At 71.8% G+C, this 14,610-nt stretch carries 11 protein-coding genes, 1 pseudogene and 1 riboswitch; of the genes and pseudogenes, 9 read left to right on the top strand and 3 right to left on the bottom strand.

Annotation, left to right across the window (positions count from 1 at the left end):
• Together B7X32_RS10540 and gcvT are read right to left on the bottom strand one after the other, a co-directional pair.
• Positions 1-213: pseudogene (locus B7X32_RS10540) on the bottom strand (glycine cleavage system protein H); the annotation flags it as partial.
• Entirely contained in the window at positions 210-1,316 is a 1,107-nt protein-coding gene (gcvT, locus tag B7X32_RS10535) for a glycine cleavage system aminomethyltransferase GcvT (protein ID WP_292719259.1), read from the bottom strand. The gene gcvT and the pseudogene B7X32_RS10540, both read right to left, overlap by 4 nt.
• A 252-nt stretch (positions 1,317-1,568) precedes the next feature.
• Positions 1,569-1,662, bottom strand: a riboswitch (glycine riboswitch).
• A gap of 153 nt (positions 1,663-1,815) precedes the next feature.
• Here gcvT and B7X32_RS10530 point away from each other — a divergent pair.
• From B7X32_RS10530 to B7X32_RS10500, 7 genes are all read left to right on the top strand, one after another.
• Positions 1,816-2,544, top strand: a complete 729-nt coding sequence (locus B7X32_RS10530) for an NUDIX domain-containing protein (RefSeq protein ID WP_292719261.1) — start codon at positions 1,816-1,818, stop codon at positions 2,542-2,544.
• A complete protein-coding gene (gene nadA / locus B7X32_RS10525) occupies positions 2,541-3,899 on the top strand; it encodes a quinolinate synthase NadA (protein ID WP_292719257.1) in 1,359 nt (452 codons plus the stop codon). The genes B7X32_RS10530 and nadA overlap by 4 nt, the downstream gene beginning before the upstream one ends.
• Entirely contained in the window at positions 3,899-5,470 is a 1,572-nt protein-coding gene (gene nadB, locus B7X32_RS10520; RefSeq protein WP_292719255.1) for an L-aspartate oxidase, read from the top strand. Before nadA ends, nadB begins: the two co-directional genes overlap by 1 nt.
• Positions 5,470-6,354 (top strand): carboxylating nicotinate-nucleotide diphosphorylase, encoded by an 885-nt coding sequence (gene nadC, locus B7X32_RS10515; RefSeq protein ID WP_292719253.1) that lies wholly within the window; start codon positions 5,470-5,472, stop codon positions 6,352-6,354. The genes nadB and nadC overlap by 1 nt, the downstream gene beginning before the upstream one ends.
• Position 6,355: 1 nt before the next feature.
• Positions 6,356-7,537, top strand: a complete 1,182-nt coding sequence (locus B7X32_RS10510; protein WP_292719251.1) for a cysteine desulfurase family protein — start codon at positions 6,356-6,358, stop codon at positions 7,535-7,537.
• Positions 7,538-7,546: 9 nt separating this feature from the next.
• The gene (locus B7X32_RS10505; RefSeq protein WP_292719249.1) at positions 7,547-8,488 is read left to right on the top strand and encodes a glycosyltransferase family 2 protein; all 942 of its coding nucleotides are present in this window, start codon (positions 7,547-7,549) and stop codon (positions 8,486-8,488) included.
• 66 nt (positions 8,489-8,554) lie between these two features.
• Positions 8,555-9,328 carry an SDR family oxidoreductase gene (locus B7X32_RS10500; RefSeq protein ID WP_292719247.1) on the top strand — a complete coding sequence of 258 codons (774 nt, stop codon included), beginning with the start codon at positions 8,555-8,557 and terminating at the stop codon, positions 9,326-9,328.
• A 19-nt stretch (positions 9,329-9,347) separates the two neighbouring features.
• On the opposite strand, the gene B7X32_RS10495 is transcribed toward B7X32_RS10500, so the two are convergent.
• Positions 9,348-11,240, bottom strand: coding sequence for an ABC transporter ATP-binding protein (locus B7X32_RS10495; RefSeq protein ID WP_292719245.1), 1,893 nt, complete (start codon positions 11,238-11,240; stop codon positions 9,348-9,350).
• Between the two features lie 272 nt (positions 11,241-11,512).
• Between B7X32_RS10495 and B7X32_RS10490 the strand changes: the two genes are divergently transcribed.
• Together B7X32_RS10490 and B7X32_RS10485 are read left to right on the top strand one after the other, a co-directional pair.
• The gene (locus B7X32_RS10490) at positions 11,513-13,003 is read left to right on the top strand and encodes an MDR family MFS transporter (protein ID WP_292719243.1); all 1,491 of its coding nucleotides are present in this window, start codon (positions 11,513-11,515) and stop codon (positions 13,001-13,003) included.
• Positions 13,004-13,460: 457 nt separating this feature from the next.
• Positions 13,461-14,369 (top strand): hypothetical protein, encoded by a 909-nt coding sequence (locus tag B7X32_RS10485; RefSeq protein ID WP_292719241.1) that lies wholly within the window; start codon positions 13,461-13,463, stop codon positions 14,367-14,369.
• Positions 14,370-14,610: the final 241 nt, after the last annotated feature.

Raw genomic sequence — 14,610 nt, 5'->3', positions numbered from 1 at the left:
ACGCGCGTAGAGCTCGGAGACGGACTTGGTCGACTCGGCCTCGCCGAAGACGTCGCCGCGGCTGAACGAGGTGCCGACGGCCGGCAGCTCGACGAAGACGATGTCGCCGAGGGCGTCAGCGGCGAAGTCGGTGATGCCGATGGTCGCGGACTCGCCGTCCACGGCGACCCACTCGTGCTCTTCGCTGTAGCGCAGGGTGTTCAGATCGGTCATTTCTTCCTCCGGTAGAAAGGCAGGGCGGTGATGGTCGCGGGGATCCTCGTTCCGCGGACGTCGAGGAACAGGGGGACGGAGCCGTCGGCGACCGCAGGGTCGACGAAGGCCATGGCGATGGGGTGGCCCAGCGTGGGGCTCAGGGCGCCGCTCGTGATCTCGCCGATCACCGCGCCGTCCTCTGTCACGACCGCGTACTCGGCGCGACCGGCGCGACGGCCCTCCGCGGCCAGGCCGACGAGCACGCGCGCGCCCTCTGCAGGCGCGATGCCGTCCTTGCCGACGAAGCTCTCCTTGTCGGAGACGACGACGCGGCCGAGCCCGGCCTGTGCCGGCTTCGTCCCGCGGTTCAGCTCATGCCCGTAGAGCGGCATGCCGGCCTCGAGGCGCAGCGTGTCGCGCGCGGCGAGACCCGCGGGGACGAGCCCGTGCTCCGCCCCGGCGGCGACGACCGCGTCCCAGAGCGCTGCGGCATCGGCCGCGGCGACGAGGAGCTCGAAGCCGTCCTCGCCCGTGTAGCCCGTGCGGGCGAGCAGCAGCGGCTTGCCGCGGAAGACCGCGGTCGCCCAGGCGTAGTACTTCTGCTCCGTCCAGGGGATCGAGACGTCGTCGATGCCAGGCGTGCCGGCGAGGATCGTCTCGGCGTTCGGCCCCTGCACCGCGATGAGGGCGTAGTCGTCGGAGACGTCCTCGACGACGACCTCGCGATCCGCCGTGCGGGTCAGCAGCGCCTCGCGCACGGCGTCGCGGTTGCCCGCGTTGCTGATGATGAGGAAGTCGTCTTCGCCCAGCCGGTAGACGATCACGTCGTCGATGATCCCGCCGTCCTCGGCGAGCAGCAGGGAGTACTTCGCCTTGCCCACGGCGAGCGCGGACAGCCGGCCGGCCAGCGCGTAGTCGAGGTACTCCCCCGCGCCGGCGCCGAGGATCGTGAACTCCGCCATGTGCGAGATGTCGAAGATGCCCGCGCTCTCGCGCACCGCGTGGTGCTCGGCGAGATCGGACGTGTAGCGGACCGGCATCTGCCAGCCGCCGAAGTCGGTGAACGAGGCCCCGAGCGCCTCGTGGCGCTCCCGGAGCGGGGTGTAGCGGGGGTCTGTCATGGAGCTCTCCCGTGCGGATCGGCGAGGAGCCGCGCGGCGCGCGGATCCGAGAACTCCCCCTCTGTCATGGGCCTGAGAGTTTCGCCGCGACTCCTCGAGGGAGCAGGGCTTTCACCGTCGGCGGATCCGTCGTGAAGCAAGAAGAGGTGGAGATCCGCGAGGGTCTGCTCACCGGGGTTTCGGCTCGGGCGCCTTCGGCGGCCTCGCTCAACCTGATTTCTTGCTTCGCTCGAAATCACTTTCCAGAGCGGCCGGGTCAGCGCGGTGCGGTTACCTGAGAGATTGGCGGGGAGGCTTGCTCCTTCGGTGTCCGGCAGCGATCACCGGACTCTCCCGCACAGACCATGCGGCCACGTGTTCAATTGTGCGCGCCCATCCTATCGCGACGGGGGCTTCTCGCGGCAGCACGGCGAAGACCCGCGTGCGCGCTTCATCGCGTCACGGACTCGCCTTCTGGTCAGAATGACTCTAAGATCGGATCCCGGAGGTTAGAGTCATGATGACCAGAAGCGAGGGATCCGAGGACGGCATCCGCGTCGCCGTCTCGACGGTGATCCTCACGATGCGCCGCGACGGCGGCGCCGCCCCGCGCATCGCGCTGCCTCTGGTGCGCCGCACGCGCGACCCGCACGCCGGGGAATGGGCGCTCCCCGGCGGCTGGCTGGACGTGCGGGAGGGCCTCACTGCGGCGGCCGCGCGCACGCTCGCCGAGACCACCGGCCTCGCCCCCAGCTACCTCGAGCAGCTGTACGCCTTCGGCGCCGTGGACCGCTCCCCCAGCCGCGTGATCTCGGTCGTGTACTGGGCGCTGCTGCGCGAGGACCTCGTCGACCAGCAGCTCGCGGCGCGCCGGTCGGCCGGCGTCGAGATCGAGAACGTCGAGTGGTTCGACGCCTCCGATCTGCCCGCACTCGCCTTCGACCACGCGCGCATCGTCGAGTACGCGCTGTGGCGCCTGCGCAACAAGGCGGGCTACAGCCGCGTGGCGCAGGGCTTCCTGCCCCCGGAGTTCACCCTGGCAGACCTGCGCGAGGCGTACGAGACGATCCTCGGACGCAAGCTGGATCCCGCGAACTTCCGCCGTCAGGTCGACGCGACGCGCACCCTGATCCCGACCAACGCGTTCCGCACGGGCAGCCACCGGCCGGCCCGGCTGTATCGCGATGCCACCGACGTCGAGCTGGCCGACCGCGGCCCGCTCGCCCCCGACGAGACGAGGACCTCATGAGCACCACCTCCGCCCTTCGACAGGGTCAGGGACCGAATCGACAGGCTCAGGGACCGAATCCGATCGATCCGTCCGTCGACCACGCGCTGCGCCTGATCGTCACGGGGGCGTCCACCGAGGCGACCTGCACGACGGATCTCGCCGCGGGGCCGTGGAACTTCGACACGATCCCCGGCTACGGCCCCGGATCGTCCATGGGCGACGTGATCCCGACCGGCGCGCCCCGTCAGGGAGAGCTCCCCTCCTCCTATCGCGAGGCCGACGAGGACGAGCTGCACGAGCGGATCCGCGCCGCCAAGGCGACGCTCGGCGAGCGCGTCGTGGTGCTCGGGCACTTCTATCAGCGCGAGGAGGTCGTGCGGCACGCGGATCACGTCGGCGACTCGTTCCAGCTCGCGGGGTTCGCGAAGCAGCATCCCGACGCGGAGGCGATCGTCTTCTGCGGCGTGCACTTCATGGCGGAGACGGCAGATCTGCTCTCCGGGGAGGATCAGGCCGTGATCCTGCCGAACCTCGCCGCCGGCTGCTCAATGGCGGACATGGCCGACATCGACCAGGTCGAGGACTGCTGGGAGCAGCTCGCCGACGTGCTCGGCCCGCTCGACGAGCCCGACGCCGACGGACTCGTGCCCGTGATCCCCGTCACGTACATGAACTCCTCGGCCGCGATCAAGGGCTTCGTCGGCCGGCACGGCGGCATCGTGTGCACCTCGTCGAACGCCCGGACCGTGCTGGAGTGGGCATTCGCGCGCGGACGCAGGGTGCTGTTCTTCCCGGACCAGCACCTGGGCCGGAACACCGCGAAGGCGATGGGCGTCCCGCTCGCGCAGATGCCGATGTGGAATCCGCGCCGCCCGCTCGGCGGATCCTCCGCCGACGAGCTGCAGGACTCCCGTGTCATCCTCTGGCACGGGTTCTGCTCCGTGCACCGCCGGTTCACGGTCGCCCAGATCGACCAGGCCCGCGCCGAGCACCCCGGAGTGCGCGTGATCGTGCACCCCGAGTGCCCGATGGAGGTCGTCGACGCCGCGGACGAGGCCGGCTCCACCGACTTCATCCGCAAGGCCATCGCCGCCGCGACCGAGCCGACGACCTACGCGGTCGGCACCGAGATCAACCTCGTGCGGCGGCTCGCGGCGGAGTATCCGCAGCACGAGATCTTCTGTCTGGATCCGGTGGTCTGCCCCTGCTCGACGATGTACCGGATCCACCCCGGCTACCTCGCCTGGGTGCTCGAGGAGCTCGTGGCGGGGCGCACGCCGAACCGGATCACGGTGCCCGCGGACGTGGCGGACCCTGCGCGCGTCGCGCTCGAGCGCATGCTGGCGGCGCGCCCTCCGGTGGCGGTGGCCTGATGCAGGCCTCCCGCGAGCGCCGCGCCGCCGAAGCGCTGCACGTGCTCGTGATCGGCGGCGGGATCGCCGGCCTCACCGCGGCGCTGCGCGCGCACGAGGCCGGTCACCGTGTCGAGGTCGTGGTGAAGGACGCCCTCGGCGACGGCGCGACCGCGCTCGCCCAGGGCGGGATCGCCGGGGTGTACGGCGTGGACGCCGACGGTCTGGCTGACTCCCCCGCCGCGCACGCCGCCGACACGCTCGCCGCAGGGGCCGGCCTCTCCGATGCCGCCGTGGTCGACGTGCTCGTGGGCGAGGCTCCTGCACGCATCGCGGAGCTGGTCGCCCGGGGCGTGCCCTTCGACCGCGACCCGCAGGGGCGGCTTCTGCGGGGGCTCGAGGCCGCGCACTCCGCGGCCCGTATCGCGCACGCCGGCGGTGACGCGACGGGCGCGGCGATCTCCGCCGCCCTCGTCCGCGCCGTGCGGGACGCGGGCATCGCCGTGCGCGAGCACACGATGCTCGTGGACCTGATCGCCGACGGCGCGGCGGTGCGGGGAGCCCGGCTCCTCGCGGCCGGTCGGACCGTCGAAGTTCCGGCGGACGCCGTGATCCTCGCGACGGGCGGGGCGGGGCGGCTGTTCCGGCACACCACCGCACCGGCGGTCTGCACGGGCGACGGCATCGCGGCCGCTCTGCGCGCGGGCGCGGCGGTCGCCGACCTGGAGTTCGTGCAGTTCCATCCCACGATCCTGGCCGCGCCGGGATCCGCGTTCCTGATCTCCGAGGCGGTGCGCGGGGAGGGCGCGACGCTCATCGACGACGACGGGACGCGCTTCGTGTTCGACGCGCACCCGGACGGCGAACTCGCCCCGCGCGACGTAGTGACGCGGGCCGTCGTGCGCCGCGCACGGGAGCAGGGAGGCCCGGTGCGTCTCGACGCGACGGCGCTGGGCGCGGAGCGTCTCGCCCGCCGCTTCCCGACGATCGACCGCGTGACGCGGGAGCGCGGCTTCGACTGGGCCCGCGAGCCCATCCCCGTCACGCCCGCCGCGCACTACCTCATGGGCGGCGTGGTCACCGACATCGACGGCCGCAGCACGCTGGCCGGCCTCTACGCGGTCGGCGAGACCGCTCGCACGGGCGTGCACGGCGCCAACCGGCTCGCCTCGAACTCCCTGCTCGAGGGGGCCGTGTTCGGCGCGCGGGCCGCGGCGGCGCTGGGAACGGTCGCACCAGGGCCCCACGTCGGCGCCGGCGTCCGCGGACAGACGCCCGCGTCCGTCGCCCCTGATCGGGCCGGGGCAGCGGATCCGTTCTCCCGCGCAGCTCTGCAGGACCTCATGTGGGACCACGTCGGTCCTCTGCGCACGGCCGAGGGGCTGGAAGCGGCGCGGGCGTCCGTCCGCGCCTGGCGGGCGCCGGAGGTCCTCACCCGCACCGCGGTCGAGGACCGCAACCTGCTCCAGGTCGCCGAGGCCATGATCGACGCCGCCCTCGCCCGCCCGGTCTCGGTCGGCGCGCACCACCTCCTCGCCTCGTCTCATCCGGTTCCCGTCGCGGATCCGGCCCCCGCCCTGATCGGAGTCTGATGCTCACTCCCGCCCTCCTCACCCGCGTCGTCGGGGCCGCCCTCGAAGAGGACGCCCCGTGGGGCGACCTGACGAGCACCGCGCTGCTGCCCGCCGACGCGACGGCGACCGCCGACCTCGTCGCCCGCGAGCCCGGCGTGCTGGCCGGCGGCGACGTCTTCGCCGCGGCGTTCACGCTCACGGATCCGTCGACCGTGGTCGACCTGCACGTCGCGGACGGCGACGCCTTCGCCGCGGGCGACGTCCTCGCGACCGTCACCGGATCCGCCCGCAGCCTGCTCACGGCCGAGCGCGTGGCGCTGAACTTCACGCAGCGCCTCAGCGGCATCGCGACCCTGACCGCCGCCTACGTCGCCGCGGTCGACGGCGCCGGCCCCGACCGCAAGCGGGTGCGCATCGCGGACACCCGCAAGACCACCCCTGGTCTGCGCGCGTTCGAGCGGCACGCCGTGCTCGCCGGCGGCGGGCGCAACCACCGGTTCTCGCTCTCCGACGCGGTGATGGCCAAGGACAACCACCTCGCCGTGCTGAGCCGCGACGGACGCGATCTCGCCACCGCGCTGCGCGAGGCGATCGCGACGCTGCCGCACACCGCGCACGTCGTGGTCGAGGTGGACCGGCTCGACCAGATCCCCGCGGTCCTGGAAGGCGGCGCGCACACCGTGCTGCTGGACAACTTCTCGCTCGAGGATCTGCGCGCCGGCGTCGCGCTCATCGACGGACGGGCGACCGCAGAGGCCTCGGGCGGTGTGAACCTCGACACCGTGCGCGGGATCGCGGGCACGGGGGTCGACGTGATCTCGGTGGGCGCGCTCACCCACTCGGCGCGGGCTCTCGACCTCGGACTCGACGTGCGGATCGACGCCGGACCGCGGATCGGCTGAGATGACCGGTCCGCTCTACCTCGATCACGCGGCCACCTCGCCCGTGCGGTCCGAGGTGCTCGAGGCGATGGCCCCGTTCCTGACCCGCGCGTTCGGGAACCCGTCCAGCCACCACACGGTGGGCGAGGCGGCGAGCGCGGCGCTCGAGGACGCGCGCGCCAGGGTGGCCCGCGTGCTGGGGATGCGCGCCGGCGACATCGTCTTCACCGCCGGAGGCACCGAGGCGAACAACCTCGCGGTCAAGGGCATCGTGCTGGCCGCGCGGTTCCCGAGCGAGGAGCGCAGCGACGAGACGAGGGGCGCCCGAGGCGGGCGGCACGTGATCACGACGCCGATCGAGCACGAGTCGATCCTGGAGTCGGTGGCGTATCTCGCGCGCTTCCATGACGTGGAGGCGACCCTCGTCCCGGTGGACGATCGAGGACGGGTGGATCCGGCCTCGGTCGCGGCGGCGATCCGCGACGACACGGCGCTCGTCGCGGTCGGGCACGCGAACAACGAGATCGGCACGATCCAGGACGTGGCGGGCATCGCCGCGGGCGCCGCGGCGCGGGGCGTGCCGGTGCACGTGGACGCGGTGCAGTCCGCGGGATGGCTGCCGCTGTCGGGCCTCGGCGCCGATGCGATCGCGATCGCCGGTCACAAGCTGGGCGCGCCCAAGGGCATCGGCGCGCTCGCGGTGCGCGGACGCGTGCCGCTCGAGCCCCTCGTGCACGGCGGAGGACAGGAGCGCGGACGACGCTCCGGCACCGAGAACGTCGCGGGCGCGGTCGCCCTGGCCACGGCGCTCGATCTGGCCGAAGGCGAACGCGCAGAGGCCGCCGCCCGCGTCGGCGCGCAGTCCGCGCGACTCATCGCGGGGATCCTCGCGGCGGTCCCCTCGGCACGCCTGACCGGCGACCCGGAGCGGAGACTGCCCGGCACGGCGAGCTTCACGTTCGCCGAGGTCTCGGGAGAAGCGGTGCTCCTCGAACTCGAGCGGCGCGGCGTGGTGTCGTCCAGCGGATCGGCGTGCGCGGCCGGCAGCGATGAGCCCTCCCACGTGCTGCTGGCGTGCGGGATCGACCCCGTCGTCGCGCAGACGTCGGTGCGCTTCACGCTCGGGCACGCCGGTCTCGCCGGTGACGGCCCGGAGCGACTCGCAGCGCTCGTGGCCGACGCCGTGGCATCCGTGCGCTCCTAGACTGGCGAGGTGCCCGCTCCGCTCGTGACCGTGATCGTGCCCGGTCGCGACATCGCCGACTTCGCCCCCGCCGCCCTCGACTCGCTGCGTGCGCAGACCGAGACCTCGTGGCGTGCGATCCTCGTCGACGATGGCTCGAGGGACGACACCGGCCGGATCTTCGAGGCCGCGACGCGCGAGGATCCCCGGTTCACGCTCCTGCGTCACGCGCGTTCGCGCGGACTCGGCGCCGCCCGCAACGCGGCCCTCGACCTCGTCGACACCGAGTACCTCGGCTTCCTCGACGGCGACGACGAGCTCACCCCGACCGCTCTCGAGCGGATGACCCGCACCCTCGCCGCCACCGGCAGCGACTTCGTGACGGGCGCCTATGTGCGCTCCCGCTGGGACGGCCGGCGCTACGTGGCGGGGCGCGTGCAGCCCTGGGTCGCGGCGGCGACAGATCCGGAGCGCCTCCGGACCACGATCTTCGCGCACCCGGCCGCGTCGGCGAACATCGTGGCGTGGTCGAAGGTGAGCCGCACGGCGTTCTGGCACGACCTCCGGTTCCCGGAGGGCGTCGCCTACGAGGACCAGGTCGTGGCGCAGCGGATGTACACGACCGCCCGCGCCTTCGACGTCATCCCCGACGTGGTCGTGAAGTGGCGGCTGCGCGAGAACGGCACCTCGATCACGCAGGGCAAGCACAAGGTCCGCGTGCTGCACGACTACCTCGCGGCGCTGCGCGGCGGCATCGACGTGCTGCATCGGGCGGGCGCGCGCGACGCGGTGGCCGCTAGGCTCGAGCTCATCCTCGCGATGGACGTGCCGCCGCTCCAGGAGATCGCCGGCACCCACCCCGACCCCGCGTATCCCGCGGCGGTCCGAGCGTTCCTCGAAGAGCTCGAGGCACTCCCCGAGTTCGCCGACGCCCGCGTGGATCCCACCCTCGCCGCCGCGCTGCGCTGGTAGCCGCGGCCATCTCCCCGGACGGCCCGCGCGCCCGCGCGCACGGAGCCGCCCAGAATCAGGACCACCATGAACGACTATCTCTCCGACCTGTTCTCCCTCGACGGCCGCACAGCCGTGGTCACGGGCGGCAGCTCGGGAATCGGCCGCGGCATCGCGACCGCTCTCGCCCGCGCCGGCGCCGCCACGGTGATCGTCGCCCGCGGCGCCGAGCGGATCGAGGAAACCGTGCGCGAGCTCACGGACGCAGGCTGCCGCGCGGCGGGCGTCGTCGGCGACCTCGCCACGCGCGACGGGATCCGCGCGGTCGGCGAGGCGGCCGCCCTGCCCTTCGGCGAGCCCGACATCCTCGTGAACTCGGCCGGGATCAACATCCGCCCCGCCTTCGCGGACATCACCGAGGCCGACTGGGACGCCACGATGACGGTGAACGCTCTCGCCCCGTTCCTGCTCGGACAGAGGTACGCCGGCGGCATGGCCGAGCGCGGCTACGGCCGCCTCATCCACATCAGCTCGCAGCAGGCGCACCGCGCCTTCGTCGGCAGCGGGATCTACGGCGTCTCGAAAGGCGCGATCGAATCCCTGATGCGCTCCGAGGCGGAGGCGTGGGGCGGTACCGGTGTGACCAGCAACACCCTGGTCCCGGGTTTCGTGCTGACGCCGCTCAACGCCCGCCTGCAGGAGGATCCGCAGCAGATCGCGGCGCTCGCCGCCCGCACGATGATCGGTCGCAACGGACTGCCCTCCGACTTCGCCGGTGCCGCCGTGTTCCTCGCGGGCGCCGGATCCGCCTACGTCACGGGGCATTCGCTGTTCGTGGACGGCGGGCTGAGCGCGCACTGAGCGCGCCCGGCTCCGGCGATCAGGCGGAGCGGATGTCGTCGTCGATCCGGGCCGCGGCCACCTGCTGTGCGGCGAGGTCGGCGTAGAGGCCTCCCTGTGCGAGCAGTTCGGCGTGCGTGCCCGACTCGACGATCCGTCCCTCCTGCACGACGTGGATGACGTCCGCGCCGATCACCGTGGACAGCCTGTGCGCGATGGTGAGCGTGGTGCGACCCTTGGCGGCCTCGTCCAGCGCTTCCTGGACCACCCGCTCCGAGACGGTGTCGAGCGCGGACGTCGCCTCGTCCAGCAGCAGCACGGGCGGATCCTTCAGCAGCACCCGCGCGATCGCGATGCGCTGCTTCTCGCCGCCGGAGAGGCGATAGCCGCGCTCCCCCACCACGGTGTCGTAGCCGTCCTCGAAGCCGGCGATCACATGGTGGATGTTGGCCGCCGTGCACGCCGCGACGAGCTCCTCGTCGGTCGCGTCGGGCTTGGAATAGACGAGGTTCTCCCGGATCGTGGCGTGGAACAGGTAGGTCTCCTGCGACACGATCCCGATCTCGTCGATGATCGACTCCTGCGTGAGGTCGCGCACGTCGGCGCCGTCGAAGAGCACCGCCCCCTCCGACGCCTCGTAGAGCCGCGGCGCGAGGTAGAGGATCGTCGTCTTGCCCGCGCCGGAGGGGCCCACGAAGGCCACGTGCTGGCCCGGCTCGGCGGTGAACGAGATCCCCTGCAGGGTGTCGCGCGCGGCGGGCGACGCATCGGGGTAGCGGAACCGCACGTCGCGGAACTCCAGCCGGCCGCGCGGGCCGGGGGCTTCCACCGCGGAGCGCGCATCCGGCGCGTCCTGGATCTGGGGCACCAGGTCGAGGTACTCGAAGATGCGCGCGAACAGCGCCTGCGAGGTCTGCACGTCGAGCGCGACCCGCATGAGCCCGATCAGCGGCATGAGCAGGCGCGCCTGCACGGTCGTGAACGCCACGATCGCGCCGGCGGTGATCGTCCCGGTGCCGCCCGCGACGAGGAACCCTGCGACGAGATAGATGATCGCCGGCACGCTCGACATCAGCACCGACACCACCGCGAAGAACCCCTGCCCGCTCATCGCCGTGCGCACCTGGAGGCGGATCTGGGTGCGGTTCTGCGCCTGATAGCGCGCCGACTCCGAGCGCTGCCGGTTGAACGACTTCGACAGCAGGATCCCGGAGACGCTCAGCGTCTCCTGCGTGATGGCGGTGAGCTCGGACAGCGACTCCTGCGTCTGTCCGGCGATCCGCGCGCGCACCTGTCCCACCCGGCGCTGCACGAGCACCAGGATGGGCATCACGCACACGGCGATGATGGTCAGCCGCCAGTCCAGCACGATCATCGCGACGAGCGAGGCGATCACCGTGACGGTGTTGCCGAGGATGCTCGTGACCGTGCTCGTGAGCACGCCGGAGACGCCGCCGACGTCGTTCTGCAGGCGGGACTGGATGACACCGGTCTTGGTGCGCGTGAAGAAGCCCAGCTCCATCGACTGCAGGTGCTCGAACAGCCGCACGCGCAGGTCGCCCGTGACGCTGTTGCCGACGGTGGAGGTGAGCCAGGTCTGCACGACGCCCAGCCCGGACGACAGCAGGTACAGGCCGATCATCGAGACGACCAGGACCACCAGCAGATCGAGCTGCGGTCCGCCCCCGCCGTGCGGGAACAGCGCGTCGTCGAACACCTTCTGCACCAGGAGCGGCGGGATGACGCCGAGCGCGGCGCCGACGATGACGAGCAGGACCGTCATCAGGATCCGGTTCCGGTAGGGCCGGAACAGCCCGACCACTCGGCGCCCGAGGTCGGGGATCCGGGGTGCGTCCGCGTTCTGCTTGCGCTGTGCCGCCTCGTCGACGGGGCGGCCGCCGCGCACGCCGCCCATCCTGGCCATCATGCTCATCCGCCCACACCCCTGCCCGCCGCCGGTCGCCCTCGCCGTCGGCACCTGCCGTTCTCTGCTTCGGGGTAAGCGTATGTCCGCGCACGGACGTCGCGGCGCAGCGGCCGACCTCTTCCGCTCAGGGCGCAACGCCCGCGACGGGGCGCTGCTCACAGCAGCGCCGGCCTCTTGCGATCCGATCCGGGAATGGAATGTCCGACCCTGTGGTTAGCCTGAGAGTCGATCGCCGTTCCGCGTAGCTTCCCCCTCGAAATGCTTTCCCGGAGGAGCGCATGTCAGCCACACACACCGATTCCGTGCCCACGAGCGCAGGATCCTCTCTCATCCCCCGCCGAGACATGGCGGTCATCTGGGTGCTCCTCGCCGCCGCCTTCGTCGCGATCCTCAACGAGACGACGATGAGCATGGCGATCCCGCACCTCATCGACGATCTCAAGATCACGCCCCTCGCCGCCCAGTGGGTGACGAGCGCGTTCATGCTGACGATGGCGGTCGTGATCCCCACGACCGGCTTCCTGCTGCAGCGCTTCACGACCCGGCAGATGTTCCTCGGCGCCCTGGCGCTGTTCTCCGCGGGAACGCTGATCGCCGCGGTCGCGCCCGGCTTCACGGTGCTGCTCGTCGCCCGCGTCGTGCAGGCCTCCGGCACCGCGATCATGATGCCGCTGCTCATGACGACGCTGATGAACCTCGTCCCCGCGGCGAGCCGCGGCCGGATGATGGGGCGCGTCAGCATCGTCATCTCGCTCGCGCCCGCGATCGGGCCGACGCTGTCCGGCTTCCTGCTCGATCACTTCACCTGGCGGGCGATCTTCGTGGTCGTGCTGCCGATCGCGCTGGTCGCGATGCTGATCGGCTGGCGCTTCCTGACGAACGTCGGCGAGCGCACCGAGGCGCCGCTCGACGTGCTCTCGATCGTGCTGAGCGCGTTCGGCTTCGGCGGTCTCGTGTTCGGCCTCAGCCAGATCGGCGCCCTCGCCGGCGGCGGCGGCACCGCCGCTCCCCTGGTGATCGCGCTGGTCGTGGGCGTGTTGGGGCTCGTCGCGTTCCTCTGGCGCCAGGTGATCCTGCAGCGCAAGGACGACGCACTGCTCGACCTGCGGGTGTTCGCCTCGCGCGACTTCACCCTCTCGATGGTGCAGATGTTCCTGCTGTCGCTCGCGTTCTTCGGGACGCTCACGGTGATCCCGCTGTTCCTGCAGAAGGCGCTCGGCCTGGAGACCACTGAGGCGGGGCTCGTGCTGCTGCCCGGTGCACTCGCGATGGGTCTGCTCGGCCCCGTGATCGGGCGGATCTACGACTCCCGGGGCACAAAGGTCCTGCTGATCCCGGGCTCGATCCTCACCGCCGCGTCGCTGTGGTTCTACACGACGCTCGCCACGACCACCTCGGTGTGGATCGTGCTCGTCGCGCAGACCGTGCTGTCGATCGGGCTCGCGCTCTCGTTCACGCCGCTGTTCACGGCGTCGCTGGCCTCGCTGAAGCCGAAGTTCTACTCCTACGGCAGCGCGGTCATCGGCACCGTGCAGCAGGTGGCGGGTGCGGCCGGGATCGCGGTGATGATCGCGGTGTTCACGCTCATCGTGAACGCGAACGGCGGCACCGAGGTCCCCGATGCGGTCGCGGCCGGCTCGCGCAGCACGTTCGTGATCGGCGCGGTCATCGCGACCGTGACGATCCTCGGCGCGTTCATCATCCGCAAGCCCGAGGACCAGCCGCACGAAGCCGGCTCCGGAGAGGGCTCCGCCCCCGCGATGCACTGACCCCAGGTCTGTCGCACCGTTCCGAGCGACCCCCGGGGCCCCTGCGTTCCGAGTCGTCCCCGCGGTTCCCTGCATTCCGAGTCGTCCCCGCCAGCGCACGCCATAGGCTCCGCTGACGGGGACGACTCTGCGGTTGTGGCAGCGTGCCCTGGTCCGCAGGGCGCGTCACGGCGCCGTGATCCGGGTCGTCCCGGATCCCCCATTCCGAGTCGTCCCCGCGAGCGCACACCATGGGCTCCGCTGGCAGGGACGACTCCCCAACGCGGGTCACCACAGTCCGAGTCGTCCCCGTGAGTGCACGCCATGGGCTCCGCTAGCAGGGACGACTCTCCAACGCGGGTCACCACACTCCGAGTCGTCCCCGTGAGCGCACACCATGGGCTCCGCTGGCAGGGACGACTCGGAGGTTGTGGATAGTTTCCGCGGCGACTCGCCTCCATGCGGCACTCTGCGTGACATGGGATGGCGCGAAGTCGCATACGCACAACAGGGGCTGATCACCCGGGCTCAGCTGCACGCGCTCGGCGTGACCCGAGGCATGATCCGGCATCGGATCTCGACGGATCGGTGGGTCGCGCGATCGTCACTCGTGATCGGTACGACGACCGGAGAGCTCACCCGGGCACAGCTCATGCGGCTCGGCGTCCTGCACGCGGGCGGCTCCGCGCTCATCGGCGACCTCACCGCGGCGGAGCTCGGCGGACTCCGCAACTGGCATCGCGACGAGGTCACCGTGCTGGTCCCGCTGGGCCGGGAGCTCGGACCGCCGTTGCAGGGGATCCGCTTCGTCGAGACGCGGCGTCCGCTGAAGACGATGAGACGACCCGACCTCGACCTTCCTGTCTGCCGATTGGAACCCGCCGTGCTCCACTTCGCGGCGTATCAGCCCTCGACGCGCACGGCTGAAGGCTTGCTGGCGGCAGCCGTGCAACAGGGGCTCACGACGCCGGCGCTGCTCCGCGAATGGGTCGATCGGATGCGACCCCTGCGCTGGGCGCCGATGTTCCGACAGGCCCTGGACGAGATCGCAGATGGATCCCAGTCCGTCGCGGAGCTGGACGTCCTGCGGATGTGTCGCGACTACAGCCTCTGCGCACCGCGACAGCAGACCAAGCGTCGGGATGCGCGCGGCCGGATCCGGTACACAGACTGCGAATGGCTGCTGCCCGATGGCCGAACGCTGGTGCTGGAGATCGACGGAGCGTTCCACATGGACGTCGAGCAGTGGGAGGACGACCTGGCCCGCCAGCGAGCACTCGCCGCGCACGACCGTGTGCAGATCCGCTGCACCGCTCGTGAGCTTCGGGATGCCCCTGAGACCATCGCCCACGACCTGCGGCTGCTCGGAGTCCCCCGCGCCGCCTGACCTGGTGCATACCGGATGCCGCGGAGATGTGGCCGGCTCGACTGCGAGTCGTCCCTGCCAGCGCACGCCATAGGCTCCGCTCACAGGGACGACTCGAAAGATGGGTGGCGCCACAACCCGAGTCGTCCCCACCAGCGCACCCCATAGGCCCCGCTCACAGGGACGACTCCAAAGATGGGCGGAGCCACAACCCGAGTCGTCCCCACCAGCGCACCCCATAGGGCCCGCTCACAGGGACGAC

It is taken from the genome of Microbacterium sp. 13-71-7, from assembly GCF_002257455.1.
Lineage (GTDB): Bacteria > Actinomycetota > Actinomycetes > Actinomycetales > Microbacteriaceae > Microbacterium.
Note: the sequence above shows the minus strand (reverse complement) of the source record. Positions and strands in the feature narration are given on the sequence as shown.